This is a genomic window from Pleionea litopenaei (assembly GCF_031198435.1).
Taxonomy (GTDB): Bacteria; Pseudomonadota; Gammaproteobacteria; order Enterobacterales; family Kangiellaceae; genus Pleionea; species Pleionea litopenaei.
The window spans coordinates 2,115,180-2,140,100 of the sequence record NZ_CP133548.1; the positions used below are offsets into that span (position 1 = coordinate 2,115,180).

Here is a 24,921-nt window from a genome sequence, read left to right on the forward strand (position 1 = left end):
ATAGCGGTGTTTTTAAACGCTCTGCACTTTGTTTAAGGAATACCAGTGATTCTAAAAGGCCAACACGTACTTTCGGTTAAAGATTTCAACCTCGAATTAATTAACGACTTGTTTCAAGTAGCTGACCAAATGCGTCCCTACGCTGGGCGACAAAAGGTGACCCGCGTATTAGAGGGAGCTATTTTGGGCAACATGTTCTTCGAGCCTAGCACGCGTACGCGCGTGAGCTTTGGCTGCGCATTTAACCTGCTGGGTGGCGAAGTACGCGAGACCACCGGCCTTTCTTCCTCTGCGCTGGCCAAGGGCGAATCACTTTACGACACCGCACAAGTGCTGTCTGGCTACTCCGACATCATCTGCATGCGCCACCCAGATGCGGGTTCTGCCGCAGAGTTTGCCATTGGGAGTCGTGTTCCGGTGATTAATGGTGGTGATGGCCCAAATGAGCATCCTACGCAAGCGCTACTCGACCTTTACACGATTCAAAAAGAGCTCGCCACGCAAGGTAAAAGCATCCAAGATCTGAGCCTAACCATGCTCGGTGACTTGAAACATGGTCGTACCGTTCATTCCTTGTGCCAATTATTATCGCTCTACCGAGGCTTAAAAATTCAATTGGTTTCGCCGCAAGCGTTAGCCATGCCAACCGAATACGTTGATATGCTTGAAAATGCGGGTCATCAAGTACAAATAAGCGACAAGTTAGACGACGGCTTGCCATCGGCTAATGTTATTTATCAAACTCGAATTCAAGAAGAACGCTTCGCAACCCAAGCCGAAGCCAATCGATATCGCGGATATTTTCGACTCAATAAACAAGTCTACTTTGAGCACTGCCAGCCGAAGGCTGTCATTATGCATCCTCTTCCTAGAGACTCTCGCAACGACGCCAACGAACTCGACAACGACTTAAATTTCGAACCAGGTCTGGCGATATTTCGCCAAACTGACAACGGCATTTTAGTCCGAATGGCTTTGTTTGCGTGTATCTTGGGCGTTGAAGACCAACTGTCTAAATACGAACGAGCGGTCAATTGGTTCCCGGGCTTGAATTCAGTAAAATCTTAAAACAACGTTTTACACCCCGACATTAACACTCAACAAAAGCAAACAATTATGACTGAATCTCTTATTGCACAAGCCGCTCACTATATCCCTGGTGGCGTTAACTCTCCTGTTCGCGCATTCAATGGTGTTGGTGGCGATCCGGTATTTATCGCACGCGCCGACGGAGCTAAGGTTTTCGACACTGAGCAGAAAGCTTACGTCGATTATGTGCTGTCGTGGGGACCAATGATTCACGGGCATAATCATCCTGAAATCCGTCAAGCCGTCATTGATGCTGCAGCCAATGGGTTGAGTTTTGGCGCACCCACGGAAATTGAAATTGCGATGGCTCAAGCGGTTTGCGACTTGATCCCGAGTATTGAGCAAGTCAGAATGGTCAATTCGGGTACCGAAGCGACCATGTCGGCCATCCGCCTCGCACGAGGATTCACAGGTAAAGATAAAATTATTAAGTTTGAAGGATGCTACCACGGTCATGCCGACTGCTTATTGGTCAAAGCCGGAAGCGGCATGCTGACGTTAGGTGAGCCGACATCGCCTGGCGTGCCTGCTGACTTTGCAAAGCATACATTAACGGCGACCTTCAATGACCTAGACAGTGTTCATCAATTGCTAGCGCAGTATGGAGACGATGTCGCCGCCATAATCCTAGAGCCGATCGCTGGCAACATGAACTGCATTCCTCCTGCCGAAGGCTTCTTACAAGGCTTACGAGAGTTATGCAATAACCATAAAGCACTGCTCATTTTTGATGAAGTGATGTGTGGTTTTCGAGTCGGTCCAGGATCGGCACAACAGCTCTACAATGTAACGCCAGACTTAACCACGCTAGGAAAAGTCATTGGTGGTGGAATGCCGGTGGGCGCTTTCGGTGGGCGCCGCGATGTCATGCAGCATTTAGCCCCAGCAGGCCCCGTCTATCAAGCAGGAACACTCTCGGGTAATCCGGTTGCGATGAGCGCTGGACTAGCCTCTTTAAAACTTATGCAGCAGCCAAGCTTCTTCGATTCAATTTATCAGTACACCGACAACTTGGTACAAGGTCTTCAGTCACTCGCCGATCAAGCCGGGATTCCTTTTACGACCAACCATGTGGGCAGTATGTTCGGCCTGTTTTTTACTCAAGAGAAAAAAGTCGAACGTTTTAGTCAGGTGGCAGAGGGCGATCTTGAGCGGTTTAAACGCTTCTTCCATCTCATGCTCGATGCAGGAGTCTACTTAGCCCCATCCGCTTTTGAAGCGGGATTCATCTCAAAAGCTCATAATGAAGACGACTTAAGCTTTACATTAGACGCCGCAAAACGCGCTTTTCAACAATTGTAATTAGCGCTCTTTTAGCGATATCGGCCTACGCAGCCTACTCACTCTAAGTGGGCTGCGACTTATTTAAGGTACTCATTGATGACTCAGATCAATTGTGAATCTTAGCGAGTTGAGCTATACCTATTAGACCGATAAAACTAATAACCATGGCACTGAATGAATTTCAAAGCCCGTATCTATCTTGCTGTTGCGCTGCTTCTTATTAACAATATTGCACTGTTCAGTGGCCTGATTTTCTATTCTGACAACACACCTTGGTTACTGCTCATTGGCAGCGCTATTTTGTTGATTGCCATGCTGGGCTTAGCTTTTTATTACTTTCGCACTAAGTACTCACACTTTGAACGTATCGCGACCATTCTCGATAACATCACATCGGGCAAGTCATCACTCACAGAACGAGTCACTATTTCAGGTATCAACGAATTCAGCGCCTTAGCCGTACACCTCAATAAAATGTTAAACAATATGCAAAACCTGCTCATGGATGTCGGTCAAGTTGCTCAATTGGTTAACAACAAAATTAAAGACGCCGAGAAGGAAATTTCTGGTCTTACTGGCAATACCCAAACCAGCTACCACCTGAGCCGCTTAACAATCAAATCGGTAAAAGAAGTTTCATTGATGAGTGCCGAAATTGCACAAAACTCTGACTCCGCGGCTAGCGCGGTGAGTGTTGCCCATCAAGCAAGTACCAATGGGCATAAACTGATGACCAACACGTCAGAAATTGCCGTTGAAATGGGTCAACAGATGAATGCGTTGAAAGAGCAAATGAGTGGCTTCAGCGAAAAGAGCCAATCCATGCTTAATATGGTCGACATGATTAAGACCATAACCGATCAAACCAACTTACTGGCACTCAATGCAGCCATTGAAGCGGCACGGGCAGGTGAAGCTGGGCGAGGTTTCGCAGTCGTTGCCGACGAGGTCAGAAATTTAGCCGCAAAAACCCAACAATCGGCTGAGGCCATTACTCGCGAGCTTAGTGAAAATCGCGACTTGAATGCTCGGCTGATGCAGCAAATCGATCAGGCAGCCACGACTACTTTTACCATGCTCGACAGCCTCAAAGATACTCAAGACTCGATGAAACAAGTGGTCACGAGCATTGACACCATCAATGAAATGGCTCGCGAAATAGCCAATGCATCGCAACATCAAGCCGACGCGACGCAAAATATTACGACCATCGGCGAGACAATTGAACGTCTCTCTGGTGATACCAACAGCAAAATTCGCCAGTTAATTGAGCATATGCAGGGCTTAATGGTTTACTCTGGCTCGCTGGACGAGCAAGTTCAACAATTTCGCAAAGTCACCAATGAACTCGAAAATAAAGAGACCCCGGCAACGGACTCATCAAACTCCAGTGCCGATATCGAGCTGTTCTAGCCTGAACTTACCAATCAACAATTAGAAACGAGCATCTCCGCGGATCAGCGACCATCCTCTTTACATTGTCCGTACAACTCATTCACAATGCCGCATCACTTTAATTCGCGATTGCTTAGTTTTTTCGTTGCTTCAGTCAACAACTAGGTAAAAGCAGTTAAACCATTCAAATTTTGAATATAAATCTGCAACTTTAAACAATGGATCCAAGCTCATGATGAATTTACAGCTTACCGGAAAACATGCACTTGTCTGTGGTAGCAGCCAAGGTATTGGTCGCGCTATCGCTTTGCAGCTCGCTCAGCAGGGAGCCAGCATTACCTTACTTGCGCGAAATAAAGACAAACTTGAGCAGGTATTGAGTGAATTAGACTCCGCTGCAGGACAACAACATCAACTATTGGTCGCTGACTTTTCTGACACAAACCAAGTTAAACGGGTCATTGACGAGCACATTCATCAAGGCAATCAGTATCAAATTTTGATCAACAATACTGGCGGACCCGCGCCTGGACCTGCTCATTTAGCAGAAAGCGATGCCTTCGTAGCGGCATTTTCACAGCACTTAATTAATAATCACAATCTATTACAAGCGTGTTTACCTGGAATGCGGCAAGCCCAATACGGCCGCATCATTAATGTGATTTCGACCTCGGTTAAACAACCCTTAACCAACTTAGGTGTCTCTAACACCGTTCGTGGAGCCGTGGCTAATTGGGCTAAAACGTTAGCCAATGAACTAGGCCCTGATAACATCACCGTTAACAATGTATTGCCCGGCGCGACCAATACCGTACGTTTAGAGGCCATCATCGAGAACAAAGCTAAAAAGCTGAATAAAAGCATCGACGAAGTTACCGCAATGGAGCAATCGATCATTCCTCTACGTCGCTTCGGAGAAGCAAGCGAGTTTGCCAACGCCGTCGGTTTTCTTGCCTCGCCGGCTGCGGCTTACATCAGCGGTGTCAATCTTCCCGTCGACGGTGGCCGTACGACCTGCTTATAAAAGAGAACTGGTTATGGAAATGCTACAAAATTATATTAATGGCGAATTGCTTCCGCCAGCCTCTGGTGCTTATTTAGATAACCCAGAGCCGGCCACGGGAAAAGTTTATTCGAGCATCCCAGATTCTGACCAACGCGATCTTGATGCTGCCATTAAAGCAGCGCAAAAGGCGCTGCCTCAATGGCGTGATATGCCACTCGAGGAGCGTGCTCAATGGCTATTAAAGTTGGCCGACGCCGTTGCGGAAGCCAGTGAAACCTTGGCTCGGGCAGAAGCCATTGATAATGGAAAGCCCATCGCCTTTGCTCGCACGGTCGACAGTTATCGAGCAGCAGCCAATTTACGCTTTTTCGCGAATGCCTGTACTCAGTTTTCTAGCGAAAGTCACAGCATGGGCAATGAAGCGATTAATTATACGTTGCGCGATCCTATCGGTGTGGTTGCGACCATTTCTCCTTGGAACTTACCTCTGTATTTGTTCACTTGGAAAATAGCACCAGCATTAGCCGCAGGGAATACGGTGATCGCTAAGCCATCAGAGATTACGCCAATGACGGCTTACCTATTCGCTAAGTTGTGCCAAGAGATAGAATTTCCTGCCGGTGTCATCAATATATTGCATGGACGTGGCCCAAGCATCGGCCAAGCAATCGTCGAGCATCCAGCGATTAAAGCGATTAGCTTTACTGGCGGCACTGCCACAGGCAAACACCTCGCTGCAACGGCAGCGCCCATGTTTAAAAAGCTCTCGCTAGAGCTTGGCGGAAAAAATCCTACATTGGTTTTTGCCGACTGCGACTTTGAAACGACCCTCGATAATGTGGTGCGCGCGGCTTTTGCCAATCAAGGTCAAATTTGTTTGTGCGGCTCAAGAATTTATATTGAACGACCCATTTACGATCGCTTTAAAAAAGCCTTTGTCGAGCGTGTCAAAGCGATGCAGCTTGGTGACCCGTTAGAAGAATCGACGCAACTCGGGGCGTTAGTCTCTAAGGCTCATATGGAAAAAGTATTGGGATACATCGATCTCGCCAAGCAAGAAGGTGGAAATATCTTGTGTGGTGGCAACCGTCATCAACTGTCTGGTCGCTGCGCCGATGGCTACTTTGTTGAACCGACGGTCATCGAAAACTTACCTTTGAATTGTCGCACCAATCAAGAAGAAATTTTTGGTCCCATATGCACCCTTCAACCGTTTGATACAGATGCCGAAGCGCTATCTTTCGCCAATGGTACAGAGTATGGCTTGGCGACATCTGTCTGGAGCCAGAACATTAACCGCTGCCATCAACTTGCCAAACAACTCGACTTTGGCATCGTTTGGATCAACACCTGGTTAATGCGTGATTTACGAACACCGTTTGGGGGAATGAAAGCCTCGGGTGTCGGCCGTGAAGGCGGCTTAGAAGCCCTGCGCTTTTTTACTGAACCGAAAAACGTCTGCATTAAGTACTCGATTTAAAAAGCATATTCTTCATCAATAAAGAGAGAGCCTCTCATCGATAAAAAACGTTTTCCCCATCGAATGAAACAATCGATGGGGAAACTCTAATAGCCTGCCGCGAAGCCTATGTTGGATTTATTGGCTTTTCTCAGCCACCCAGCGTTGCACTTTATCTTCAAGTACCAACATAGGTACCGCGCCGCCTAGTAATACTAAGTCATGAAACTCAGCCAAATCGAACTTGTCTCCTAACTCTTTCTTAGCCTGATCGCGAAGTTCAAGAATTTTTAACATGCCCATTTTGTAACCCAGCGCTTGTCCCGGCCAAGCCATGTAGCGCTCAATCTCGGCAACCACATCTGAACGGGCGGTGCCGGTTGTTTCTGCCATGTATTCAATGGCTTGTTCACGAGTCCAACGTTTGTGATGCAAGCCAGTATCAACAACTAAGCGCACGGCTCGAAACAGCTCTGCTTGTAATCGTCCTAAGTCACTAAACGGATCTTGCTCATACAAACCAATCTCTTTCGCTACCAACTCGGAGTACAATGCCCAACCTTCAACATAAGCATTGTACGGAGCGATTCGACGTAAAAATGGGAGATCGTCTTGCGCTAGGTTGAGTGCCACTTGCCAATGATGGCCAGGGTTCGCTTCATGGTAAGTGAGCGTTTTCAAGCTGAATTTTGGATTGGCTTTCATATCTCGCAAGTTGATCCAATAGATGCCTGGTTTTGAGCCATCAACCGCTGGGGGAGTGTATTGTCCGCCAGGAGCACCGTCTTGGATGTCTTTAGGAAACGCTCGAACCTCTACTTCGTAGGGTGGTTTGGTACGGAATAATGGCGCCATTTTTTCGTTGATTTCGGCGATGTAGCCATTCAAATCAGCGAGTAATTGAGCACGCCCTTGTTCAGAGTCTTCGTATAAAAATCGCGACTCTTCATTCAACTGGGCCATTCGAGCACCGACACTGCCTTTCTTGTAGCCGAGAGGACGTAAAATTGCATCCATTTCTTTACTGATACGAGCGACTTCGTCGAGCCCTTTCTGGTGAATCACTTCGGCGCTCAATTCACTGTCACCCAGTTGTTGAATAGCATCTTGGTAGTAAGCAGCTCCATTCGGCTGCGCCCAAATACCAGCGTCGTCTCGCGCGCTATCAAGTTGCTTCCGCGTGAGTTCGGCGATGGACTGATAGGCAGGATAAACCACCTCTTCGACTTGTCGCTTGGCTTCGGCAATCAACGCGTCGCGCTTGTCTTGAGGAATCGATTCAATGCGACTAACTTTGGCGATAAAATTTTCTACCAATGGATGCTCCGAGGGTACCGGTGCTAAAAAGTTATCGAAGTAGCGAACCGCGCCTTTCAAAACAACTTTAGGCGGAACCCAGTCTCTCGCAATATCCGCTTTAAATTTCGCTTCAACACTCCCAACAAACTCATCAAAATTGGCTAATCGTGCAATGTAATCAAGTGCTTGTTGCTCGTCGGTGATCGCTTGATCACTTTGCATGGTTCTTGGCGTATCGATTAGAGGACCATTGATTTGGTTAACAATAAAAGGGGACAGCCCCATCCAAACATCAATGTAACCTACTGGAAAATCTTGATGTCCCGCGTAGTAACGAATGATATTCGCCATCACTCGCTGATCATCACGTTGCTCGGGTGACATACCCTCGCTACTTGCCTGCTTGATATCCATCGACAGCTTTCGTAATTTTTCACGTAACTGCTGCTCAGCCTCTGGAGTAAAGCTCTCTAGCTGATTATTGTGGTAATACCCGGTGTCTTCTTGTTGCAACCCATACAGAGTTGCTGACAAAGGACGGTGCTCAAACAATACTTGTTTTGCTTGCGCGTATAACTGAGGTAATTGTTCGTTGGAAACTGTCGGCACTGTCGCAGCCGAGGCCTGAGCCTCCGACGATTTCGCTGCTTGCTGTGCATCTGTTTTATCGGAATCAGAGTCGCCACAAGCGGTTAGAATTAAACCCGCCATGACCATGGCTAACGGGGCAACCGATTTTCTTCCTAACATGTCAAGTTCCTTGCTATTAGTTGTCTACTTTTCGAGTGCTTTTATGCATTCAAAGTTCATCCATAATGTGACTCACCAGACTAAACTTCGAATAGGTTATGCGCACACTCTAACACTGGTTGAGATAACAGAAAACTTGATTATTGCGGTGGTTAGCCAAATTAGCAAAGGCTGTTAAGTTTTGCTCGGCTCAATTTACTCATGGTAAACTCATGTAAAGTATAAAAAATTAGACAACAGGATTGCTTATGCCCTCTTTCGATATAATCACTGAAATCGAAGCTACTGAAATTCGTAATGCGGTTGAAAACTCAAATAGAGAACTTGATACGCGATACGATTTTAAAAATGTCGAGGCAAAATTTGAATTCAAAGACGACTCGGTCAAAGTCGTGTGTGAAAGCGACTTTCAAGTACAACAAATGATGGAAATTTTAAGAAATAATTGTACCAAACGAAAAATCGACCCACGCAGTTTAAAAAGTGGCGATATTCAACATGTAGGCAAATCTTATTTCAAAGAAGTCTCTTTTATTCAAGGCATTGATAAAGACGTGGCCAAAAAGCTCGTCAAACTCATCAAAGACTCAAAAATTAAAGTACAGCCTTCCATTCAAGGCGACAAAGTTCGCGTCACGGGAAAGAAACGCGACGATTTACAAGCCGCCATGGCGGTGGTGCGTGAAGCCGAGCTGGACCAACCTTTCCAATTTGACAACTTTCGTGACTAGGTGCCACGCTTAATAGGCATTTTTAATTAAGCATTGAGCTACTAACAACCATACGGTTTAGGACTAACTTATGCGAATTGCTATTTTATCGCGCAATGAAAAACTCTACTCCACACGACGTTTGAAAGAAGCCGGTGAAGCGCTCGGACATACGGTAGACATCATTGACACATTGCACTGCTACATGGATATAACCAGTAGCCGACCCGCCGTGCGCTATTACGGTGAAGCTTTACCGAAATACGACGCAATCATTCCGCGTATTGGCGCATCAGTAACCTTTTACGGCACGGCCGTGGTACGCCAATTTGAAATGATGGGAACCTTCTCCATCAATGAATCGGTGGCCATCAGTCGTTCACGAGACAAATTGCGCTCTTTGCAGCTGTTGTCTCGCAAGGGGATTGGCTTGCCTCGAACAGGCTTTGCTCGCTACCCTGACAAAATTGACGACTTATTAAAAAATGTCGGTGGAGCACCTGTGGTGATTAAATTACTCGAAGGTACTCAAGGTATCGGCGTCGTACTCGCTGAAACTCGAAAAGCGGCCGAGAGTATTATCGAAGCCTTTATGGGATTGAAAGCGAATATTCTCGTTCAAGAGTACATTAAAGAAGCCGGAGGTGCTGATATACGCTGTCTGGTCATCGGAGATAAAGTCGTCGCGGCCATGAAGCGTCAAGCGGCACCAGGAGAGTTCCGCTCCAACCTACACCGAGGAGGCAGCGCAGAGCTCATCAAGTTGACGCCAACTGAGCGAAAAACCGCAGTTCAAGCAGCACGAGCCATGGGATTGAATGTCTGTGGTGTCGATATTTTACGTGCCAATAGTGGTCCCGTGGTTATGGAAGTCAACTCATCCCCTGGCTTAGAAGGGATAGAAACGGCTACAGGCAAAGACGTGGCCAAGTTAATTTTCGAGTTCATCGAAAAGTCAGCGAAACCAAACAGCACCCGAACGAAAGGGAAAGGTTAGTCAACTTTTCAGAGTAGATATTAAATATGAGCCGAGACGCTTTGGTCATAGCCGAACAACGGATACTTCCGGGTGAAACTCGAAAGCTAGAGATTCCCATTGTTCGTTTATACACAGATACGAGTATGTTTTTACCTGTGTACATTAAACACGGTAAAAAACCTGGGCCAACTTTGTTTGTTAGTGCAGCCATTCACGGCGATGAGCTCAATGGCATCGAAATCATTAGCCGGCTAATTAACAGTAAAAGTGTCAAAAATTTGCGCGGTACACTGATCGCAGTGCCTCTGGTCAATGCTTACGGCGTACTGAATCTTGATCGCTACCTTCCTGACCGACGGGATTTAAACCGAAGCTTTCCGGGCAGTAAAAAGGGTTCACTGGCCAGCCGACTCGCTCATATATTCATGACGGAAATCGTCCAGCAGTGTGACTACGGAATTGACTTACACACGGGTGCCATCCATCGCAGCAACTTACCGCAAATTCGCGCGAATTTAGACGATAAAGAAACGCTTTCTATGGCACAAGCGTTCGGCGCTCCAGTATTAATTAATTCCAACCTTCGCGATGGCTCGTTGCGCGAAAGTGCCAATGAACTGGGCATTCCTATTTTATTGTATGAAGCCGGTGAAGCGTTACGCTTCGATGAAGTCAGTATTCGAGCAGGGTACCGAGGGATTATTAATGTCATGCGTCATCTCGAAATGCTAAGTAAACGAAGCAGCAAAAAACCACCCATAAAGCCATTTATTGCCCGAGAAAGTGGATGGGTCCGAGCACCCGATAGCGGATTTGTTATGCATCAACGGGAACTTGGCGATTTCGTCAACAAAGGTGATGTGCTTGCCGTTATCAAGGACCCGTTTGGTGACGTCATTGATAACATTAAGTCACACACCGCCGGAATTATTATTGGCAAGCAGAATATTCCGCTGGTACACGAAGGTGAGGCGGTATACCACATTGCTTATGTTAATAAGGCTCAAGAGTCGGTGGTCGAACACATCGAACGCTTTCATAACAACCTAGGTTCAACGGACCTACCTAGCGAGCCATTGCTTGATCGATAGAGGAAACGTGTTATGCCGAAACAGACTGTTGGTGTTATTGAGCGCTGTCACTTACCAGAACTAGAAATTACCGACCTTCATGTGCGTGTCGATACGGGGGCCAAAACCTCATCGTTGCATGTCGACAACATTCAAGAATTCGATAAAGGCAAAGATTTATGGGTGAGCTTTGACATACATCCAGATTATCATCACGTCGATGTTATTGTGCGCCGTCAGGCTAAAGTAAAAGCCATTCGAACCATCAAAAGTTCAAATGCGACGAAAGAAAACCGCTACGTTATCGATACTGACATCGTTATGGGAACCGAGCGTTGGACCATTGAGTTAACATTGACCGATCGCTCAGGAATGACATACTTAATGCTACTGGGTCGCGAGGCCATGATCGGCCGCTTAGTTGTCGACCCAGAGCTAGAGTATGTTCTTAAACCGCAATCGCTGAGTTAAGCTTCGACGGCTTCTTCGAAGTCGTCATCAACTTCGTCGTCATCGGCTTCAAACTCAATATCAGCTTCGTCGGCTAAACGCCTTGTGGTCAACCACACAGGAGCGCGATTACACCGCTGTAAATATTTTAACCAAGCTTTCTCAGCTAAACTACTTGCAGGGGTTTTTCCCGCCATCACATCTAAAAAGTGCTGATCGTCGTCATTTGCATCACCGACCATACCGGCCGACAGGGCACGAAATAATACCCCATGACTCTCTAACACCTTCACTTCATCAAATGTGAAGTCTCCAGACCTTGAAAAGCCGTAAGGGAAGTGCTTGTCATCAAAAAATCGACGATTTACAAAAAATTCTCGTGATTGCATTGCCAAGTTCTCCGTGTGGTCATTTCTGCGCTTTGTAACAAAATTAACGACAAATGTTTAACAAATACTTTCTATCGTTAAGATAAATTAATTTAATGACTACTGAGCCAAGCCCTGCAACGCAGCAATCGCTTCACGACTGGCACAACGATCGAACATTGCATCAAACTGTTCTTCTCCGGCTTCTTGAGCTTCGTCGATACAGCGACTTTCAATCGCTTCGGCATCTTCATCACTCAAAGGACTGTCTGAGTCGAACATTTTGCCTGCTAAAGCTTGACCGCACTGCTCAACCATTTTGGTTAAGCCGCTGCTCTCTAGTCCAACTTTACTGCCCGTATTTTGACAAACAATTTTGACCAAATCATGACCATCATCATTTGCTTCAACCATGCTGGTCACTGACGACGCAGACAATAACGCAAATGTAGATAATGCACTGATTACTAAGGCTTTCATGGAAACTCTCCAAATGATTAATTTGCGTTGGAATATAGGAGCAAAGCTAGGTAAGATAAAACGAAATAAATTGCTCTTATCGAGAAATAAAATTGTACAATCTCGACATTAGTCTGCTGCGCACTTTTTTAGAAGTGAACAAAACGCGTCATTTCGGCAAAACCGCTGAAAACCTATACCTAACGCAATCGGCGGTCAGTGCGCGGATAAAGCAACTTGAAGACCTACTGGGCGTGCCATTGTTTCGGCGTTTTCGTAACAATATTCAATTAACGCCACAAGGCGAACGATTAATTCATCATGCTGAGCAAATACTGAATGCTTGGACCCAAGCCGTTCAAGAGGTTTCATTACCCGAGTCTTCCTCGCAACTTGTATTAGGCGCGCCGCAATCACTTTGGGAAGCAAAATTATCAATACTGCCAATACGACTGTTTGAGGCCATCGAAGATATACACACACGAACGGAATCTCTCGACACCAAAACCATTTTGCGTCGCTTACAAGAGAGAACCATCGATTTTGGCTTTATATTTGATCACTCGAAAGTCGATGAATTGGTCACCGAGCAATTAACCTCAATTGATTTACGACTTTACTCTTCATTTAACGATAAGTCGTTTGCAGATATCGAAGAAAATCAGTACGTCATGGTTGACTGGGGACAAAGCTTTTCTGCTTTACACGCAAAACATCTGCCGCATATTCGCTCCCCAAAGCTGCATGCCAGTGATTGGTTGATGGCTGTTGAGTACCTAAATCAAATTGGAGGCTATGCGTTTTTGCCAACGAGTTTAGTTGAGTGTAATGAATACCCCTTATATCCGGTTAAAGAGGCTCCTTCAATGCAACGTGAAGTCTATTTGTGTTACCACACAAGTTTAAGCCGACTGGATGATTTTTCAGATATTTTAGCCGTCATTAAAGCGTCGTTAAATTAACGTTTACGAGTTTCCGTTACAAACGCTCTAGTTCTCGCTTCACTTTAATGATGGCATTTTCAATCGTTTCTAGCTTATTGGTGAGTCTTTGCCCACGGCTAGACTCGCCACCCTCTTTTGCCAATAACGACTCTATTCTTTGACGCTTTTGTTGTAAAACTTCTAGCGTATCGGAGTAATTTGCTTTATCAAAAAGCAAATCATCAATGTTATCGGCAATCGCTTCTTCGATGTCTTGATTTTCACGCTTCGCTTGCGGGATGACGGCGGCATCACCTATCGCACGAGTATTCATAAAATTGGGTGATACGATTTCAATCTTTTGTAAGTGCAATTGGTCGATAACATCTGCGTGCAATTTAGATTTAACCGTGACATAACTGTCTAAGTTAGTAACCAACGCATTCAATGAATAAAGAACGCTGAAGTCGAGCAACTTTTTTACTTCTAGGTAGGCACTGTCAATATCATTTAATTTTGCCGCCGCTAAGGTGGCTTGCTCAACTAAATGTCGCGGAACATCATAACCTAGCGACACTTCAACACTGACAAATACACCGCTTTTCGGGAAGACTTTGACCGGGTGTGTTACTAAGTAAATATTTGGTAAAAAAATCAGACCACGATCAAAGGTCTGAACTTCAATATTTAACAAGGTTCGACTGGCTACTTTACCGGTAATGTCATTCACAGAAATAAAATCACCGCTTTTAAAGTTTCGCGTGATCTTCAACATGATCCCCGCAAGCGTATTACCCAATAACGACGTCGACGACAGAGCAATGGCACCGGATATAACAATACCGATGAGCCCAAGAATTTGCCCTTTAAGTTCTCCACTGATTGGCGATGCGGCGATGAGAGCAATAACCACTAACACAATAAATAAGTTTATGGTTAACTGCCGATAATATTTATTGGAAGGATCCTTGGCAATTTTACGGCGAAACGTCCACTCTAAGATACTCAATAAGAGTAACGAAATACCAGTAACACTGATTAACGGATAAAACTCAACAATCGACATGCCCGCGTCTCATTCCTTGGTTCCACTAAAAGAGAATATAAACTTATTTCAAAAAGCGGATTTAGTAGTAAAAGCCCATCACCAGACGATTTCACGCAAAGTTCATCGGCTAGGCTTTAATATCATAAAGGTAACTGAAAGCTTTGTCGAAAATGTCTATCAGCGTGGGCGATGCAGAGCAGCAAAGCCCACCTAAGCAAAGGTTACTTCGTTAACTTTACGGCGGTACCATAAGCCAGCAATTCCGCCGCGCCTTGCGCCATAAGACTGGTTGAAAAGCGAACACCGACGATGGCGTCAGCGCCCATACTGCGCGCCTCTTCTACCATTCGATCCAGTGCTTGTTCTCGACTCTCAGCCAATAGTTTGGTGTATTCATGCACTTCACCACCAACAATTCCACGTAGGCCCGCTAGGATATCTCGCCCAATATGACGCGCCCGAATAGTATTACCTCGAACTAACCCTAGGGTACTCTCAATAGTGTAACCAGGAACTTCATCCGAAGTTGCAATCAATATATGACTCATTATAAATCGACTCCTTTGTAACGATCTGTTTTACGCGCAATCCACCGTTGTCGCAATACACTCAAAAATAAAAACGCAATGCCTCCATAAAACGCACTGACCAATAATTTAATCCATAAACTCGTTTGATCATTCATAAAAAATTGATAAACAACAATGGCCAGAACGACCGATAGGCTGCCAATTAAAAGTAGCCAACCGATCCAAGCGCTACTGGTAGCGGTTTTATCCGTCATTAGTCTTTGCAGTTCTTTTTCACTCATGGTTTGTTTCTCCATTGATGCAATACCTTGCTTCATTGTCTTTAAGTCATCGTACATAGCTCGACACGATAAGCAGTTTTGAATGTGCAAGTGAACTCTTTGCGATTGTTGTTGAGTCAACTCGCCATCAAGATACCCAGACAGTAGTTCTTGCATTTCATCACAAGTTTGATTCATTGAATTACCTACTCTATTTTCAACTATTGGTCTTCATCTAGCGCTAACATAGTTTCTCGCAGAGCCAGCCTCGCTCGATGCAAACGCGACATTACCGTTCCTGCTTCTATGTCTAATATGTTCGCGATTTCCGCATAGCTAAACCCTTGCCAATCTTTTAACAGTAAAATATCTCTGTGTTCTGCAGAAATCGAACCAAGCGCTGTATGCAATAAAACGTATTGTTGCTGCTGTATCATTGATTGTTGAGGATCAGCAAAGTCACTGGTTAACTCGGGAATAACTTTACCTGAGAGCTCAATATCACTCAGCGATTCGCTTGCGCGAATTTTCAACGCTCTAAGACGATCAATGGCTTTATTTCGAACCACTCTAAACAGCAGCAATCGAAACTCATGCGAGTCACTGGGTAAACGAGCTTGCTTTAGCAACGAATAACAGGCATCTTGCATAACGTCACTGGCATCATCTCGATTACGTAACATGTGCATGGCCATGGCAAATGCCCCTGGTGAATGTTGTTGAATATATTGGTTAAACAACGCCTTTCTCATTTTCCACTCTGTTTAATAGGTACAACGACATAAAACTAAAAATATTCCATCATCAAACACGTTTTTTTAAGATTATGCTAGTATAACGCGCTTAAACGACGGGGAATTCCGGCAATCATACGGTTTCGATACCTAACCTTAGGAACTAAAACTTCAATGACGATCTATTTATTAGGCAGCTTGCTTTTGATTCCTGTGCTGCTGTTAGCAGCCCCACCCGCAATATTTGAACAAAAAGGTCGCCGCGATATCGCTTTCTATTACCTATTGGCGATGGAGGCTGTTCAATTAACTATCGTGATTATGTACTGGAGCAAGCCTTCAGTAGCGGCTTTTTGGGTACAAGCATTGGTTGGACTTTCATTAAGTCTCAGCGCGCTTTATTTAGGTTTGGCAAAGAAACTACCCACTTGGAGTTTAACTTTACTCATCCTACTCGCTTTCAACGGTGGGCTAATCTATTTAACCTTGCCTTGGTTAGACTCAGTGACAACATAACGAGTTAAAGCGGTATTACGCTTCAATCGTTCCTTCGCTTGTCGGACTATAAATAAAGATATCTCGATAAGCTGCGTATATTGACGCTAGGTAAATGGGTAATATGGCAAGCAGTGCTATACCAAACGTAAATACCACCAGGACCCCTAAGCTCATCAAAATCAGCGCATAAAATAATAGTGTAGGCACATTGCGAAGGCACGCTATAGCGCTAAGTTGCACCGCTTGAGTAACGGAAAGCCCGTGAACAATGATCAAGCCCGGCGCAAACATCAATAATATTTTCACCGGCATAAGTATCAGTAATACTTGCATCATTAAACTGACCAATTGAGTTTGATCATTTAATAACGATTGGGCTTCAGCTGACGGTTCGCTACGCGGAATGAGTAGCTCCCAATACACATCACTAAACACGAATAAACTCGCTAGCAAGTCGATAACCATAACCAATATAGAAAGAAAAACCAGCGACCTAAGTTGCCGAGAAAATCCGGCAAAAAGAAAATTCTGATTAAATTTAGCACCTAGGTGCTGAGCGTGACACCCTAAAAACAGCCCAGCTACAAACACTTGTGACAAAAAGGCATCCATCACAAGGCCGACCACCGGCACCAAGCGCGACAACAAGATAATGACAAACCACAACACCATGGTCATTGCCCAAGGACCAGGCGCGAGACGAAACAGCTCCGTACCTCGATTAACCCACTGCAGCGCATTCCCAATTCCGACCTGTCTAGGAAACTGCAACTTAGTCGGCGAATGATTACTTGGTGAAGATGAGCTTGATGGTTGTTCAGTCATAGTTTGATTTAATGGGTTTGCGTTCAGTTATGTCGAAGTAACAACAATTAAGCCTAGCTAGGCGTCATATCTAGGTAACACGAGTTATATCAAGATAACATCAGGCTTTCACAACTGTCTTGAGTTACTTACGACGATTCGACGCACATTGTCCCACAAAAAAAGCATAGGGCTCAATCTTGAAATGCCATCGAGCCCTCTTCGCTCAAAACCTAGATCGATAATTCTCACATGAAAAGCGAATATAGCTCTAAAACATTGCTGAGCTAAAAACCACACTTATAATGCATAATAGTCATGTACAGATTCTTTTTAAGCAGCCCGAGGCTGTGCAAACGGAAGTTGTTCGCAACGTCGAATACACAATGGAATCGTTAACTTAGCAAATGAGCCAAGGACCTTCTATGCATACTCTACTCGTCGAGAAAGAGGCCCAAATTGAACAGGCGGCCGATTTACTCCTGCACTTACGAACCGACTACAATCGCTCACAGCTTATTCAACAGATTAAACAACAACAAACGAAAGGTTATCAACTAGCCATAACTTATGATGCGTTAAACGCAGTTTGCGTCGCGGGTTTCGTTATCAGTGAAAAGCTTGCATGGAAGAAGCACTTATACGTGGATGACCTTGTCAGTGAACCAACTCATAGAAGTAAAGGCGCGGGAGCCGCAATGATCCAATGGTTGAAAGACTATGCTAGCGCACAGGGCTGCCAACAACTTCATTTAGACTCTGGTGTTGTGAAGTTTGCAGCCCATAAGTTCTATCTTCGAGAGGGCTTTCGCATTGCCAGTCATCACTTTTCAATCATCGAGTTGTAATGCCGCGCACGGGTTGCAAGCGGGTACTTTCAATGATGAATCACTGCAACGATGAGTCTCAACAACGATCAGTCTCAACAACGATCAGTCCCAACAACAAAGAATCTCTGCATCGATTAAAAACGGCTTCTGTGAGTTATTGCAATGGCGAGGTAGAAATACCCGCACGCTGCCACTTTTGCCAGCGCAATTCTTGACGAGTCACCAATCGCTTAATACTTCGGCACAATGCTTGAAACTCAACGACATCAACCAAATAAAACATCAGCCAAGAAACAGGCGCTAGCGCCAATAAGTTGAGGTGAAACTTTGCTTTGCTATCCAGCATGACTTGAATGGTTACCAGAGAGGTCAAAAACAAGACCACAAAAACCAAAGGTAAAAAGTCAAAGGCATAAATGGTGTAACCGTAGAAGAAGGCCAATAAGGGACCTTCTAATAACAACAGAAACTCCGAATAAACCGCTAGCGGTAATACGAAAAAGCTTAAGTAGCGATTATGGTGGCTTTGTACACTGTAAAACAGTTCAGAGTGCTTGAAAAAGGTTAATATGCGACCGAATTTCCAACGCAAGCGCTGTCGGCATAAGCCTTTGAAGTCTGCAGGACCTTCTGTATAAACCACTGCGTCAGCAGCATATCGCGTCGCATATCCGTGGTTCAATAAACGAACAGACAGTTCTATATCTTCCGTAATAATCGATTCATCAAACCCACCAACCGCTTCAATGGCCGTTTTTCGGTAAGCGGCCGCAGCTCCACCGATAATGTAGACTGATTTGAAAACATCATCGGTACGCTTGAAGAAAAAGCCATACAAATATTCAAGCTGTTGCATCAACTCAAGGGGTTTATTGCGGTTTCCTACGATCACATTTCCCGCGACCGCGGCCACTGAATCATCAGTAAACCGGTCAACCATACGTCGGATTGCGTAGGCATCCATGACGCTGTCTGCGTCTATTGTCATAATGATTTCGCCATTGGCCACTTGCAAAGCTTGATTCATTGCTCGAGCTTTACCACCGTTTTTCAATTTCAAATATTGTATCGGTGGATGTCCTTTGGTCTTCGCGCACACTTTGTGGTTAGCAATAAAACGAGTGACTAATTGATGCGTTGAGTCGGTAGAACCGTCGTTGACGACAACGACTTCAAAATTGGCGTACTTAGCCGCGATGACAGACTCGATGGTTTTGATAATTCCAACTTCTTCATTCCATGCAGGAATAATGACCGATACGCGAGGTAATATTTTCGACGTCCGTCTCTGATACCGTAAACGATCGACAATGCCGTACCAAGGCGCTACCAACAACTGAACCGCCATCTTTAAGAAGAGTGGGATCAGTAAACAGAAGATAAACAATCGCAAATTACCCAAAGCCTCAAACTCTCGGTAGGCATAATTTAACGCGGCATAGAACACAGCACCCGTCAGTGTATAGAGCACTAACAGGACCAATGCACTTTGCAGGTGCGATGCGCCTTTTTGTTGTAGATATACCTTCCAGTCGCGTTTCACGGCTTTCCTCAAGGGTTAACTGTTTAAAATTAATACAGTCATTAATCTTGGTGCCGATTATACCTTTAAGGTTATTTTAAAGAAGATAGCTTTAAGACCTTTTTGAACTAGCTCACACTAATTCGTGTTTTTTTCCTGCCGTCCATTAAATACTTCGCAATTTTGACTATTTACAAATATCCCAATTTCATCGTATAACTGCGTATTATGAGCACTTTTACCAAACACACATCCTCCGGAGCGATATTTGCTAGCCGCAATGGCTGCAAAAGCGTATTACTCTGACTTCCGCAATCAGGCAATGACCTGTGCCAGGCTCTATACTAGCCTCTCTATTCTTAAGTATTTGCACCAAAATTGAACAATTCAGTCAAGCGAGGAGCTTACTATGACATCTGAAAACCATCGCGAGCGCTTTGATTCCAACAAAGCCCCTGAGCCTGTTGGGTTATATCCGCACGCTCGACGTGTCGGCAATCTACTCTTTCTTTCCGGCGTTGGTCCAAGACAACGAGGAAGTAAAGACATTCCAGGCGTGACATTGGATGATGCAGGAAACATTGTCGATTATGATATCGCAACTCAATGTCGTAGCGTTTTCGATAATGTTCGTTGGATTCTAGAAGAGTCTGGATCGAGCTGGGATCGACTCGTCGATGTTCAAGTATTTCTTACCAATATGAAAGATGACTTTAAAGCTTACAATGAAGTCTATGCCGACTACTTTAAAGATGTTCAACCTTGTCGGACAACTGTCGAAATCAACGCCTTACCTACCCCAATCGCCATAGAATTAAAATGCATTGCAACGATAGGCGATGAATATACTTACTAACTTATTTAATTAAGGAGAATCCAATGAGCGCTCCTATGCAAGTCATCAATTTTCAACAGTGGATTGATGATAACCGCGATAAATTAAAGCCGCCCGTTTGTAACAAAGAAGTTTATCGTCATGGTGATATGATCATTATGGTCGTGGGTGGTCCAAACGGACGCAAAGACTTTCACTATAATGAAGGTCCCGAGTTCTTTTACCAACTCGAAGGTGAGATGTTATTACGCACGCAACAAGATGGTAAAGTTGTTGAATATCCGATCAAAGCTGGCGAAGTATTTTTATTGCCGCCGAAAGTTCCCCATTCACCCGTTCGCTTTGCGAACTCGATTGGGTTAGTGGTTGAGCAAGTTCGTCGCCCAGAAGATACCGATGGACTGATGTGGTTTTGTGAAAACTGTAACCACAAACTATACCAAGAATATTTTCCATTACGTGACATTGAAAATGATTTCGGTGCTGTATTTAATCGTTTTTTAAGTAGTGAAGAATTACGTACTTGCGATCAATGCAAAACCACTATGCCACATAATAAATATGAGTTTGAATAATGAAAATGCGCTTGTCGGTGGAAGGTCATGACTATCGCGTTGATATGTCTGCCGCAATTAACATAGCTATTCCGCTTAGTTTTGACCAAGCTCAACCAAACCACTTTGGTGCGGAGTACGCATCAGCTGAGGTTCTTCAAGACGGTGAATTTATTGGCGATACCACACTAGGTGGAAGCTGCAATGTGCGACGACTGCATATAACACCACACTGCAATGGCACTCATACCGAGTCAGTTTCACATATTGTGAATCAACCCATTGCCGTTGGACAGTTAGCACAATCTTTATTGCCAGCTACCCTAATAACAGTAATACCATCGTTAGCCAAAGATACTTTCGATTCATACACTCATGCTCTAACAGATAACGATAAAGTGATTTCGAAAAGTGCGCTAGTCACTGAGCTTTCGAGCATTGACTCACCTTGGGTTGAGGCACTCATCGTAAGAACGTTACCGAATGAAGAAGTAAAAAAGACGTTAACTTACAATAACGATAATCAGCCGCCATTCTTTACTCATGACGCTATCGACTACTTAATTGAAAAAGGCGTTAAACATTTAATCGTCGATTTTCCCTCTATCGATAAAATGTATGATCACGGATTACTGAGTAATCATCGTCGATTTTGGAATGTCGCAATTGGCATACATGCAATCACTGAACACACGCGTATTGACCAAACCATTACCGAACTCGCATTTATAGCCAATGACGTTAACGATGGTCACTACTTGTTAAGCTTGAACATTGCACCCTTTGAAACCGATGCCGCACCGAGCCGGCCAGTGCTTTACCCAATGGAGTTATTAAATGACTGACCAACCTTCTCCTCTAGCTAATTTCGAAAACTCGCTTGCTTTTGCAAAGACGCTAGATAAGCATGATCCTTTGGCAGACATGCGCAATCAATTTCATATCCCTCAGCATCAAGGTAAAGATGAAATTTACTTTTGTGGAAACTCTCTCGGGTTACAACCTAAAAGAACAGCAGAATATTTAAATTATGAATTGTCGCAATGGCAGAAGTTGGGAGTAAAAGGTCACTTTTCAGGCGACTTTCCGTGGATGCCTTATCATGAGTTCTTAACCGAAGGCTTTTCTGAGTTGGTTGGCGCGGTACCCAGCGAAGTGGTTGCAATGAACTCTTTAACCGCTAACTTACATTTTATGATGGTTAGTTTTTATCGCCCCGATCAAAAACGAAATAAAATTCTGATCGAAGATCACGCATTCCCATCGGACCATTATGCCGTTGAATCACAAATAAAGTTTCATGGCTTTGATCCCAAAGAGTCGATGCTACTCGTTAAGCCGAGAAACGGTGAACATGTACTTCGAACGGAAGATATAATTGCAACGATAGAAGCTCACGCTGATGAACTGGCGTTAATTTTATTGCCGGGTGTTCAATACTACACGGGGCAAGTACTCGATATGGCAGCCATTACCGCAGCCGGTCACAAAGCTGGTTGCAAGGTTGGCTTCGATTTGGCGCACGCTTGCGGCAATGTTCCCATGCAACTGCACCAATGGGGCGTGGATTTTGCCTGTTGGTGTACTTACAAATACCTGAATTCTGGCGCTGGTTCAGTGGCCGGATGTTTTGTCCATGAGCGGCATCACACTGACAAAACGATTCCACGTTTTGCCGGTTGGTGGGGACACAACAAAGAAACACGTTTTAAAATGGATAATCAATTTGATCCAATCGAGAGTGTAGAAGCTTGGCAATTATCAAACCCTCCCATTTTATCCCTTGCAGCTATTCGAGCATCACTAGATACCATAAAAAGTGCTGGTGGCATTGACGCTCTCCATCAGAAGTCACTTCGCTTAACTGGTTACTTACGCTACTTACTCAATGACCAGCTAAAAGATGATGTCGACATTCTTACTCCTGAAGAACCTGGCGCACATGGCTGTCAATTGAGCCTCGCAGTTAACACTCATGGTCTCGACGGTAAAATGGTTTTCAATCGTATAGAGGAAGCCGGTGTTACTGGTGACTGGCGTTACCCCAATGTTATAAGAGTTGCACCTGTTCCTTTGTATAATCGTTACGAAGACTGTTATCGCTTTGTTCAAATTTTAAAGCAAAGTTTGCAACAAGAAGGAGACGCCAGTGAACAATAATATCACTCCCTCTATCACCCTGGTCGGTGGTGGCTTGGTTGGAAGTTTATCGGCTCTTCTTTTAGCCCAGAGAGGGTTTCAAGTTGACGTTTATGAGCGTCGCGCTGACATGCGTTTAGCCGATATTTCGGCCGGACGTTCGATCAACTTAGCACTCGCCAACCGAGGCATTTTTCCATTACAGCAAGCGGGCTTAATGGAGCAGGTAAAACCTTTGTTAACCGAGATGAAAGGACGGATGATTCACGATACCAATGGCGATTGTCACCTTCATCCTTATGGACAAAAAGCGCATGAAGTCATCTATTCTGTTTCACGCGGCGACCTCAATAAATTATGCCTAGACGCTGCCGAGGCGACCGGAAAAGTTCGTTTCTTCTTTAATCAAAGATGCACCAAAGTCGACTTCGCAACCAACACTATCGAATTAGAACACAGCGAAACGGGTTCCATCAGTGAAACAACATTTACTCGGATACTCGGTACAGATGGTAGTGCATCGGCGGTTCGCGAAGCGATACACCAAAACACCTCGAATTATCACAAGATAGAACCTCTCGGGCACAGTTATAAAGAGCTTACCATTCCTCCATCAACCAACGGCGACTTTCAAATGGAGCCTTACGCATTACATATATGGCCGCGCGGTGGTTTTATGGTTATAGCATTACCTAACCGAGACAAAAGTTTTACCGTCACTTTATTTATGCCCAATACTGGCCCTGTAAGCTTCGAGTCCATTGATAGTGAGAGCAAAGTAAAGAGCTTTTTCGAAAAAGAGTTTCCCGATGCCATTCCTTTACTTCCTAATTTGATGGAAGAGTTTTTTCAAAATCCAACCGGGCACTTAGCGACGGTTCGTTGCAGCCCATGGCATTATAAAGATCGAGCTTTGTTGCTTGGTGATGCAGCACATGCCATCGTACCCTTTCATGGACAAGGTATGAACTGCGGTTTTGAAGACGCATGGGAATTGATTGAGCAAATCGATAAACATGAGAATGACTGGGAAGCCATATTCAAAGATACGGCTGAAGCGCGTTTTGACAATGGCAATGCTATCGCAGATATGGCCATTGAAAATTACATAGAAATGCGAGACTCGGTTAATGATCCCGTTTTTATTCTAAAGAAGAGTTTATCTTTCGAACTAGAAAAGCGTTTTCCAAACCACTTTGTACCGCGCTACTCGATGGTTATGTTTCATCGTTTGCCTTATGCCGAGGCTTATCGACGAGGAAAAATTCAAAGTATTATTTTAGATGAATTAGTTTCAAATATTTCTACTCTTGAAGACGTTGATATGAGTCTTGCAGAAACCTTAGTGAAAGCGAAACTCAACCCGATTGCTCTTTAACAAGAACAATCAAAATGGGGACATGCTTTTCTGTCCCTTTTAAACGCTCATACTAAACACTTGAAATATTCCGAAGCACGCGACTGCGTATTTCGACGAGTTCATCTTCGGAATAAGGCTTTGCAGGTGCAGCGCCCCAAACAGGCCCTGGCCATGCAACGTCTTGTTTATTTCTTGCTACAACATGCACATGCAACTGCCGCACAATATTTCCAAGTGCCCCAATGTTTATTTTTTCTGGTTTAAACTCTTCATTCAGTAGCTTAGAAACCATCGCTACTTCTTTCCACAATTCACCTTGCTGTTGATTAGAGAGTTCAAAAACCTCTTGAATATCAGCAACTCTTGGAACCAAAATTAGCCAAGGGTATTGCTGATCGTTCATCAACAATAGCTGACTTAATGCCAAATCGGTTAAGAGTACACAGTCATTTTTCAGTCGTTGGTCCAATGAAAACATCGAGTTCTTCCACGTATTTTTCTTATTGATTATATTTTTATTTCTTGTTTTGTTTCTTGTTTTCTTACTATTTTATTGTCAACTGAAT

27 protein-coding genes are annotated in these 24,921 nt (G+C 44.5%); 17 read left to right on the top strand and 10 right to left on the bottom strand.

What is annotated here, in order from left to right:
- The first annotated feature begins 45 nt into the window (after window positions 1-45).
- The 5 genes from Q9312_RS09540 to Q9312_RS09560 all read left to right on the top strand — a co-directional run bounded on the left by Q9312_RS09540 (window position 46) and on the right by Q9312_RS09560 (window position 6,254).
- Entirely contained in the window at window positions 46-1,068 is a 1,023-nt protein-coding gene (locus Q9312_RS09540; protein WP_309204385.1) for an aspartate carbamoyltransferase, read from the top strand.
- A gap of 48 nt (window positions 1,069-1,116) precedes the next feature.
- A complete protein-coding gene (hemL, locus tag Q9312_RS09545) occupies window positions 1,117-2,391 on the top strand; it encodes a glutamate-1-semialdehyde 2,1-aminomutase (protein ID WP_309204386.1) in 1,275 nt (424 codons plus the stop codon).
- Between the two features lie 156 nt (window positions 2,392-2,547).
- Window positions 2,548-3,786 carry a methyl-accepting chemotaxis protein gene (locus tag Q9312_RS09550; protein WP_309204387.1) on the top strand — a complete coding sequence of 413 codons (1,239 nt, stop codon included), beginning with the start codon at window positions 2,548-2,550 and terminating at the stop codon, window positions 3,784-3,786.
- A 214-nt stretch (window positions 3,787-4,000) separates the two neighbouring features.
- Entirely contained in the window at window positions 4,001-4,792 is a 792-nt protein-coding gene (locus tag Q9312_RS09555) for an SDR family oxidoreductase (RefSeq protein WP_309204388.1), read from the top strand.
- 13 nt (window positions 4,793-4,805) lie between these two features.
- Entirely contained in the window at window positions 4,806-6,254 is a 1,449-nt protein-coding gene (locus Q9312_RS09560; protein ID WP_309204389.1) for an aldehyde dehydrogenase, read from the top strand.
- A 117-nt stretch (window positions 6,255-6,371) separates the two neighbouring features.
- On the opposite strand, the gene Q9312_RS09565 is transcribed toward Q9312_RS09560, so the two are convergent.
- A complete protein-coding gene (locus tag Q9312_RS09565) occupies window positions 6,372-8,282 on the bottom strand; it encodes a DUF885 domain-containing protein (RefSeq protein ID WP_309204390.1) in 1,911 nt (636 codons plus the stop codon).
- Between the two features lie 248 nt (window positions 8,283-8,530).
- Between Q9312_RS09565 and Q9312_RS09570 the strand changes: the two genes are divergently transcribed.
- The 4 genes from Q9312_RS09570 to Q9312_RS09585 all read left to right on the top strand — a co-directional run bounded on the left by Q9312_RS09570 (window position 8,531) and on the right by Q9312_RS09585 (window position 11,512).
- A complete protein-coding gene (locus tag Q9312_RS09570) occupies window positions 8,531-9,013 on the top strand; it encodes a YajQ family cyclic di-GMP-binding protein (RefSeq protein ID WP_309204391.1) in 483 nt (160 codons plus the stop codon).
- 70 nt (window positions 9,014-9,083) lie between these two features.
- Entirely contained in the window at window positions 9,084-9,989 is a 906-nt protein-coding gene (rimK, locus tag Q9312_RS09575) for a 30S ribosomal protein S6--L-glutamate ligase (protein ID WP_309204392.1), read from the top strand.
- 26 nt (window positions 9,990-10,015) lie between these two features.
- Window positions 10,016-11,062 (top strand): succinylglutamate desuccinylase/aspartoacylase family protein, encoded by a 1,047-nt coding sequence (locus tag Q9312_RS09580; RefSeq protein WP_309204393.1) that lies wholly within the window; start codon window positions 10,016-10,018, stop codon window positions 11,060-11,062.
- A 12-nt stretch (window positions 11,063-11,074) separates the two neighbouring features.
- Window positions 11,075-11,512 (top strand): ATP-dependent zinc protease family protein, encoded by a 438-nt coding sequence (locus Q9312_RS09585; RefSeq protein ID WP_309204395.1) that lies wholly within the window; start codon window positions 11,075-11,077, stop codon window positions 11,510-11,512.
- Here the strand turns inward: Q9312_RS09585 and Q9312_RS09590 are convergent.
- Window positions 11,509-11,880: a MaoP family protein gene (locus Q9312_RS09590; protein ID WP_309204396.1), complete on the bottom strand. Its 372-nt coding sequence runs from the start codon at window positions 11,878-11,880 to the stop codon at window positions 11,509-11,511. The two genes, Q9312_RS09585 and Q9312_RS09590, sit on opposite strands and share 4 nt — an antisense overlap.
- A gap of 99 nt (window positions 11,881-11,979) precedes the next feature.
- A complete protein-coding gene (locus Q9312_RS09595) occupies window positions 11,980-12,339 on the bottom strand; it encodes a hypothetical protein (RefSeq protein WP_309204398.1) in 360 nt (119 codons plus the stop codon).
- Between the two features lie 92 nt (window positions 12,340-12,431).
- Here Q9312_RS09595 and Q9312_RS09600 point away from each other — a divergent pair, with 92 nt between their 5' ends.
- Window positions 12,432-13,280, top strand: coding sequence for a LysR family transcriptional regulator (locus tag Q9312_RS09600; protein WP_309204399.1), 849 nt, complete (start codon window positions 12,432-12,434; stop codon window positions 13,278-13,280).
- Window positions 13,281-13,296: 16 nt separating this feature from the next.
- Here the strand turns inward: Q9312_RS09600 and Q9312_RS09605 are convergent, their stop codons facing one another.
- The 4 genes from Q9312_RS09605 to Q9312_RS09620 all read right to left on the bottom strand — a co-directional run bounded on the left by Q9312_RS09605 (window position 13,297) and on the right by Q9312_RS09620 (window position 15,831).
- On the bottom strand, window positions 13,297-14,307 hold the full coding sequence (locus Q9312_RS09605; protein ID WP_309204400.1) for a mechanosensitive ion channel domain-containing protein: 1,011 nt from the start codon (window positions 14,305-14,307) through the stop codon (window positions 13,297-13,299).
- A gap of 203 nt (window positions 14,308-14,510) precedes the next feature.
- Window positions 14,511-14,837 carry a YbjQ family protein gene (locus Q9312_RS09610; protein WP_309204401.1) on the bottom strand — a complete coding sequence of 109 codons (327 nt, stop codon included), beginning with the start codon at window positions 14,835-14,837 and terminating at the stop codon, window positions 14,511-14,513.
- Window positions 14,837-15,277, bottom strand: coding sequence for an anti-sigma factor family protein (locus Q9312_RS09615; protein ID WP_309204402.1), 441 nt, complete (start codon window positions 15,275-15,277; stop codon window positions 14,837-14,839). Before Q9312_RS09615 ends, Q9312_RS09610 begins: the two co-directional genes overlap by 1 nt.
- A 23-nt stretch (window positions 15,278-15,300) precedes the next feature.
- The gene (locus Q9312_RS09620; RefSeq protein ID WP_309204403.1) at window positions 15,301-15,831 is read right to left on the bottom strand and encodes an RNA polymerase sigma factor; all 531 of its coding nucleotides are present in this window, start codon (window positions 15,829-15,831) and stop codon (window positions 15,301-15,303) included.
- Between the two features lie 156 nt (window positions 15,832-15,987).
- Here Q9312_RS09620 and Q9312_RS09625 point away from each other — a divergent pair, with 156 nt between their 5' ends.
- Window positions 15,988-16,329, top strand: coding sequence for a hypothetical protein (locus Q9312_RS09625; RefSeq protein ID WP_309204404.1), 342 nt, complete (start codon window positions 15,988-15,990; stop codon window positions 16,327-16,329).
- Window positions 16,330-16,344: 15 nt separating this feature from the next.
- On the opposite strand, the gene Q9312_RS09630 is transcribed toward Q9312_RS09625, so the two are convergent.
- Entirely contained in the window at window positions 16,345-17,136 is a 792-nt protein-coding gene (locus Q9312_RS09630; RefSeq protein ID WP_309204405.1) for a BPSS1780 family membrane protein, read from the bottom strand.
- A 404-nt stretch (window positions 17,137-17,540) separates the two neighbouring features.
- Here Q9312_RS09630 and Q9312_RS09635 point away from each other — a divergent pair, with 404 nt between their 5' ends.
- Window positions 17,541-17,963: a GNAT family N-acetyltransferase gene (locus Q9312_RS09635; RefSeq protein WP_309204406.1), complete on the top strand. Its 423-nt coding sequence runs from the start codon at window positions 17,541-17,543 to the stop codon at window positions 17,961-17,963.
- A 136-nt stretch (window positions 17,964-18,099) separates the two neighbouring features.
- On the opposite strand, the gene Q9312_RS09640 is transcribed toward Q9312_RS09635, so the two are convergent.
- Window positions 18,100-19,488, bottom strand: coding sequence for a glycosyltransferase family 2 protein (locus Q9312_RS09640; RefSeq protein ID WP_309204408.1), 1,389 nt, complete (start codon window positions 19,486-19,488; stop codon window positions 18,100-18,102).
- Between the two features lie 388 nt (window positions 19,489-19,876).
- On the opposite strand from Q9312_RS09640, the gene Q9312_RS09645 reads away from it, so the two are divergent.
- The 5 genes from Q9312_RS09645 to Q9312_RS09665 are packed head-to-tail and all read left to right on the top strand — an operon-like array spanning window position 19,877 to window position 24,373.
- Window positions 19,877-20,323: a RidA family protein gene (locus Q9312_RS09645; RefSeq protein ID WP_309204409.1), complete on the top strand. Its 447-nt coding sequence runs from the start codon at window positions 19,877-19,879 to the stop codon at window positions 20,321-20,323.
- A 23-nt stretch (window positions 20,324-20,346) separates the two neighbouring features.
- Window positions 20,347-20,877 carry a 3-hydroxyanthranilate 3,4-dioxygenase gene (locus Q9312_RS09650; protein WP_309204410.1) on the top strand — a complete coding sequence of 177 codons (531 nt, stop codon included), beginning with the start codon at window positions 20,347-20,349 and terminating at the stop codon, window positions 20,875-20,877.
- Window positions 20,877-21,701 carry a cyclase family protein gene (locus Q9312_RS09655; RefSeq protein ID WP_309204412.1) on the top strand — a complete coding sequence of 275 codons (825 nt, stop codon included), beginning with the start codon at window positions 20,877-20,879 and terminating at the stop codon, window positions 21,699-21,701. Before Q9312_RS09650 ends, Q9312_RS09655 begins: the two co-directional genes overlap by 1 nt.
- Window positions 21,694-23,016 carry a kynureninase gene (gene kynU / locus Q9312_RS09660; RefSeq protein ID WP_309204414.1) on the top strand — a complete coding sequence of 441 codons (1,323 nt, stop codon included), beginning with the start codon at window positions 21,694-21,696 and terminating at the stop codon, window positions 23,014-23,016. The genes Q9312_RS09655 and kynU overlap by 8 nt, the downstream gene beginning before the upstream one ends.
- On the top strand, window positions 23,006-24,373 hold the full coding sequence (locus Q9312_RS09665) for an FAD-dependent oxidoreductase (RefSeq protein ID WP_309204416.1): 1,368 nt from the start codon (window positions 23,006-23,008) through the stop codon (window positions 24,371-24,373). The genes kynU and Q9312_RS09665 overlap by 11 nt, the downstream gene beginning before the upstream one ends.
- A 52-nt stretch (window positions 24,374-24,425) precedes the next feature.
- Here Q9312_RS09665 and Q9312_RS09670 read toward each other — a convergent pair whose 3' ends face one another.
- Complete coding sequence (locus Q9312_RS09670; protein WP_309204417.1) at window positions 24,426-24,833, bottom strand: HIT domain-containing protein; 408 nt, start codon at window positions 24,831-24,833, stop codon at window positions 24,426-24,428.
- Between the last annotated feature and the right edge of the window lie 88 nt (window positions 24,834-24,921).

What these genes read in the sequence shown, in the direction of transcription:
- hemL (WP_309204386.1), top strand. Translation starts at nt 1,117, where the DNA reads ATGACTGAATCTCTTATTGCACAAGCCGCTCACTATATCCCTGGTGGC.
- Q9312_RS09550 (WP_309204387.1), top strand. Translation starts at nt 2,548, where the DNA reads ATGAATTTCAAAGCCCGTATCTATCTTGCTGTTGCGCTGCTTCTTATT.
- Q9312_RS09555 (WP_309204388.1), top strand. Translation starts at nt 4,001, where the DNA reads ATGATGAATTTACAGCTTACCGGAAAACATGCACTTGTCTGTGGTAGC.
- Q9312_RS09560 (WP_309204389.1), top strand. Translation starts at nt 4,806, where the DNA reads ATGGAAATGCTACAAAATTATATTAATGGCGAATTGCTTCCGCCAGCC.
- Q9312_RS09565 (WP_309204390.1), bottom strand. Translation starts at nt 8,282, where the DNA reads ATGTTAGGAAGAAAATCGGTTGCCCCGTTAGCCATGGTCATGGCGGGT.
- Q9312_RS09570 (WP_309204391.1), top strand. Translation starts at nt 8,531, where the DNA reads ATGCCCTCTTTCGATATAATCACTGAAATCGAAGCTACTGAAATTCGT.
- rimK (WP_309204392.1), top strand. Translation starts at nt 9,084, where the DNA reads ATGCGAATTGCTATTTTATCGCGCAATGAAAAACTCTACTCCACACGA.
- Q9312_RS09580 (WP_309204393.1), top strand. Translation starts at nt 10,016, where the DNA reads ATGAGCCGAGACGCTTTGGTCATAGCCGAACAACGGATACTTCCGGGT.
- Q9312_RS09585 (WP_309204395.1), top strand. Translation starts at nt 11,075, where the DNA reads ATGCCGAAACAGACTGTTGGTGTTATTGAGCGCTGTCACTTACCAGAA.
- Q9312_RS09590 (WP_309204396.1), bottom strand. Translation starts at nt 11,880, where the DNA reads ATGCAATCACGAGAATTTTTTGTAAATCGTCGATTTTTTGATGACAAG.
- Q9312_RS09595 (WP_309204398.1), bottom strand. Translation starts at nt 12,339, where the DNA reads ATGAAAGCCTTAGTAATCAGTGCATTATCTACATTTGCGTTATTGTCT.
- Q9312_RS09605 (WP_309204400.1), bottom strand. Translation starts at nt 14,307, where the DNA reads ATGTCGATTGTTGAGTTTTATCCGTTAATCAGTGTTACTGGTATTTCG.
- Q9312_RS09610 (WP_309204401.1), bottom strand. Translation starts at nt 14,837, where the DNA reads ATGAGTCATATATTGATTGCAACTTCGGATGAAGTTCCTGGTTACACT.
- Q9312_RS09615 (WP_309204402.1), bottom strand. Translation starts at nt 15,277, where the DNA reads ATGAATCAAACTTGTGATGAAATGCAAGAACTACTGTCTGGGTATCTT.
- Q9312_RS09620 (WP_309204403.1), bottom strand. Translation starts at nt 15,831, where the DNA reads ATGAGAAAGGCGTTGTTTAACCAATATATTCAACAACATTCACCAGGG.
- Q9312_RS09625 (WP_309204404.1), top strand. Translation starts at nt 15,988, where the DNA reads ATGACGATCTATTTATTAGGCAGCTTGCTTTTGATTCCTGTGCTGCTG.
- Q9312_RS09630 (WP_309204405.1), bottom strand. Translation starts at nt 17,136, where the DNA reads ATGACTGAACAACCATCAAGCTCATCTTCACCAAGTAATCATTCGCCG.
- Q9312_RS09635 (WP_309204406.1), top strand. Translation starts at nt 17,541, where the DNA reads ATGCATACTCTACTCGTCGAGAAAGAGGCCCAAATTGAACAGGCGGCC.
- Q9312_RS09645 (WP_309204409.1), top strand. Translation starts at nt 19,877, where the DNA reads ATGACATCTGAAAACCATCGCGAGCGCTTTGATTCCAACAAAGCCCCT.
- Q9312_RS09650 (WP_309204410.1), top strand. Translation starts at nt 20,347, where the DNA reads ATGAGCGCTCCTATGCAAGTCATCAATTTTCAACAGTGGATTGATGAT.
- Q9312_RS09655 (WP_309204412.1), top strand. Translation starts at nt 20,877, where the DNA reads ATGAAAATGCGCTTGTCGGTGGAAGGTCATGACTATCGCGTTGATATG.
- kynU (WP_309204414.1), top strand. Translation starts at nt 21,694, where the DNA reads ATGACTGACCAACCTTCTCCTCTAGCTAATTTCGAAAACTCGCTTGCT.
- Q9312_RS09670 (WP_309204417.1), bottom strand. Translation starts at nt 24,833, where the DNA reads ATGTTTTCATTGGACCAACGACTGAAAAATGACTGTGTACTCTTAACC.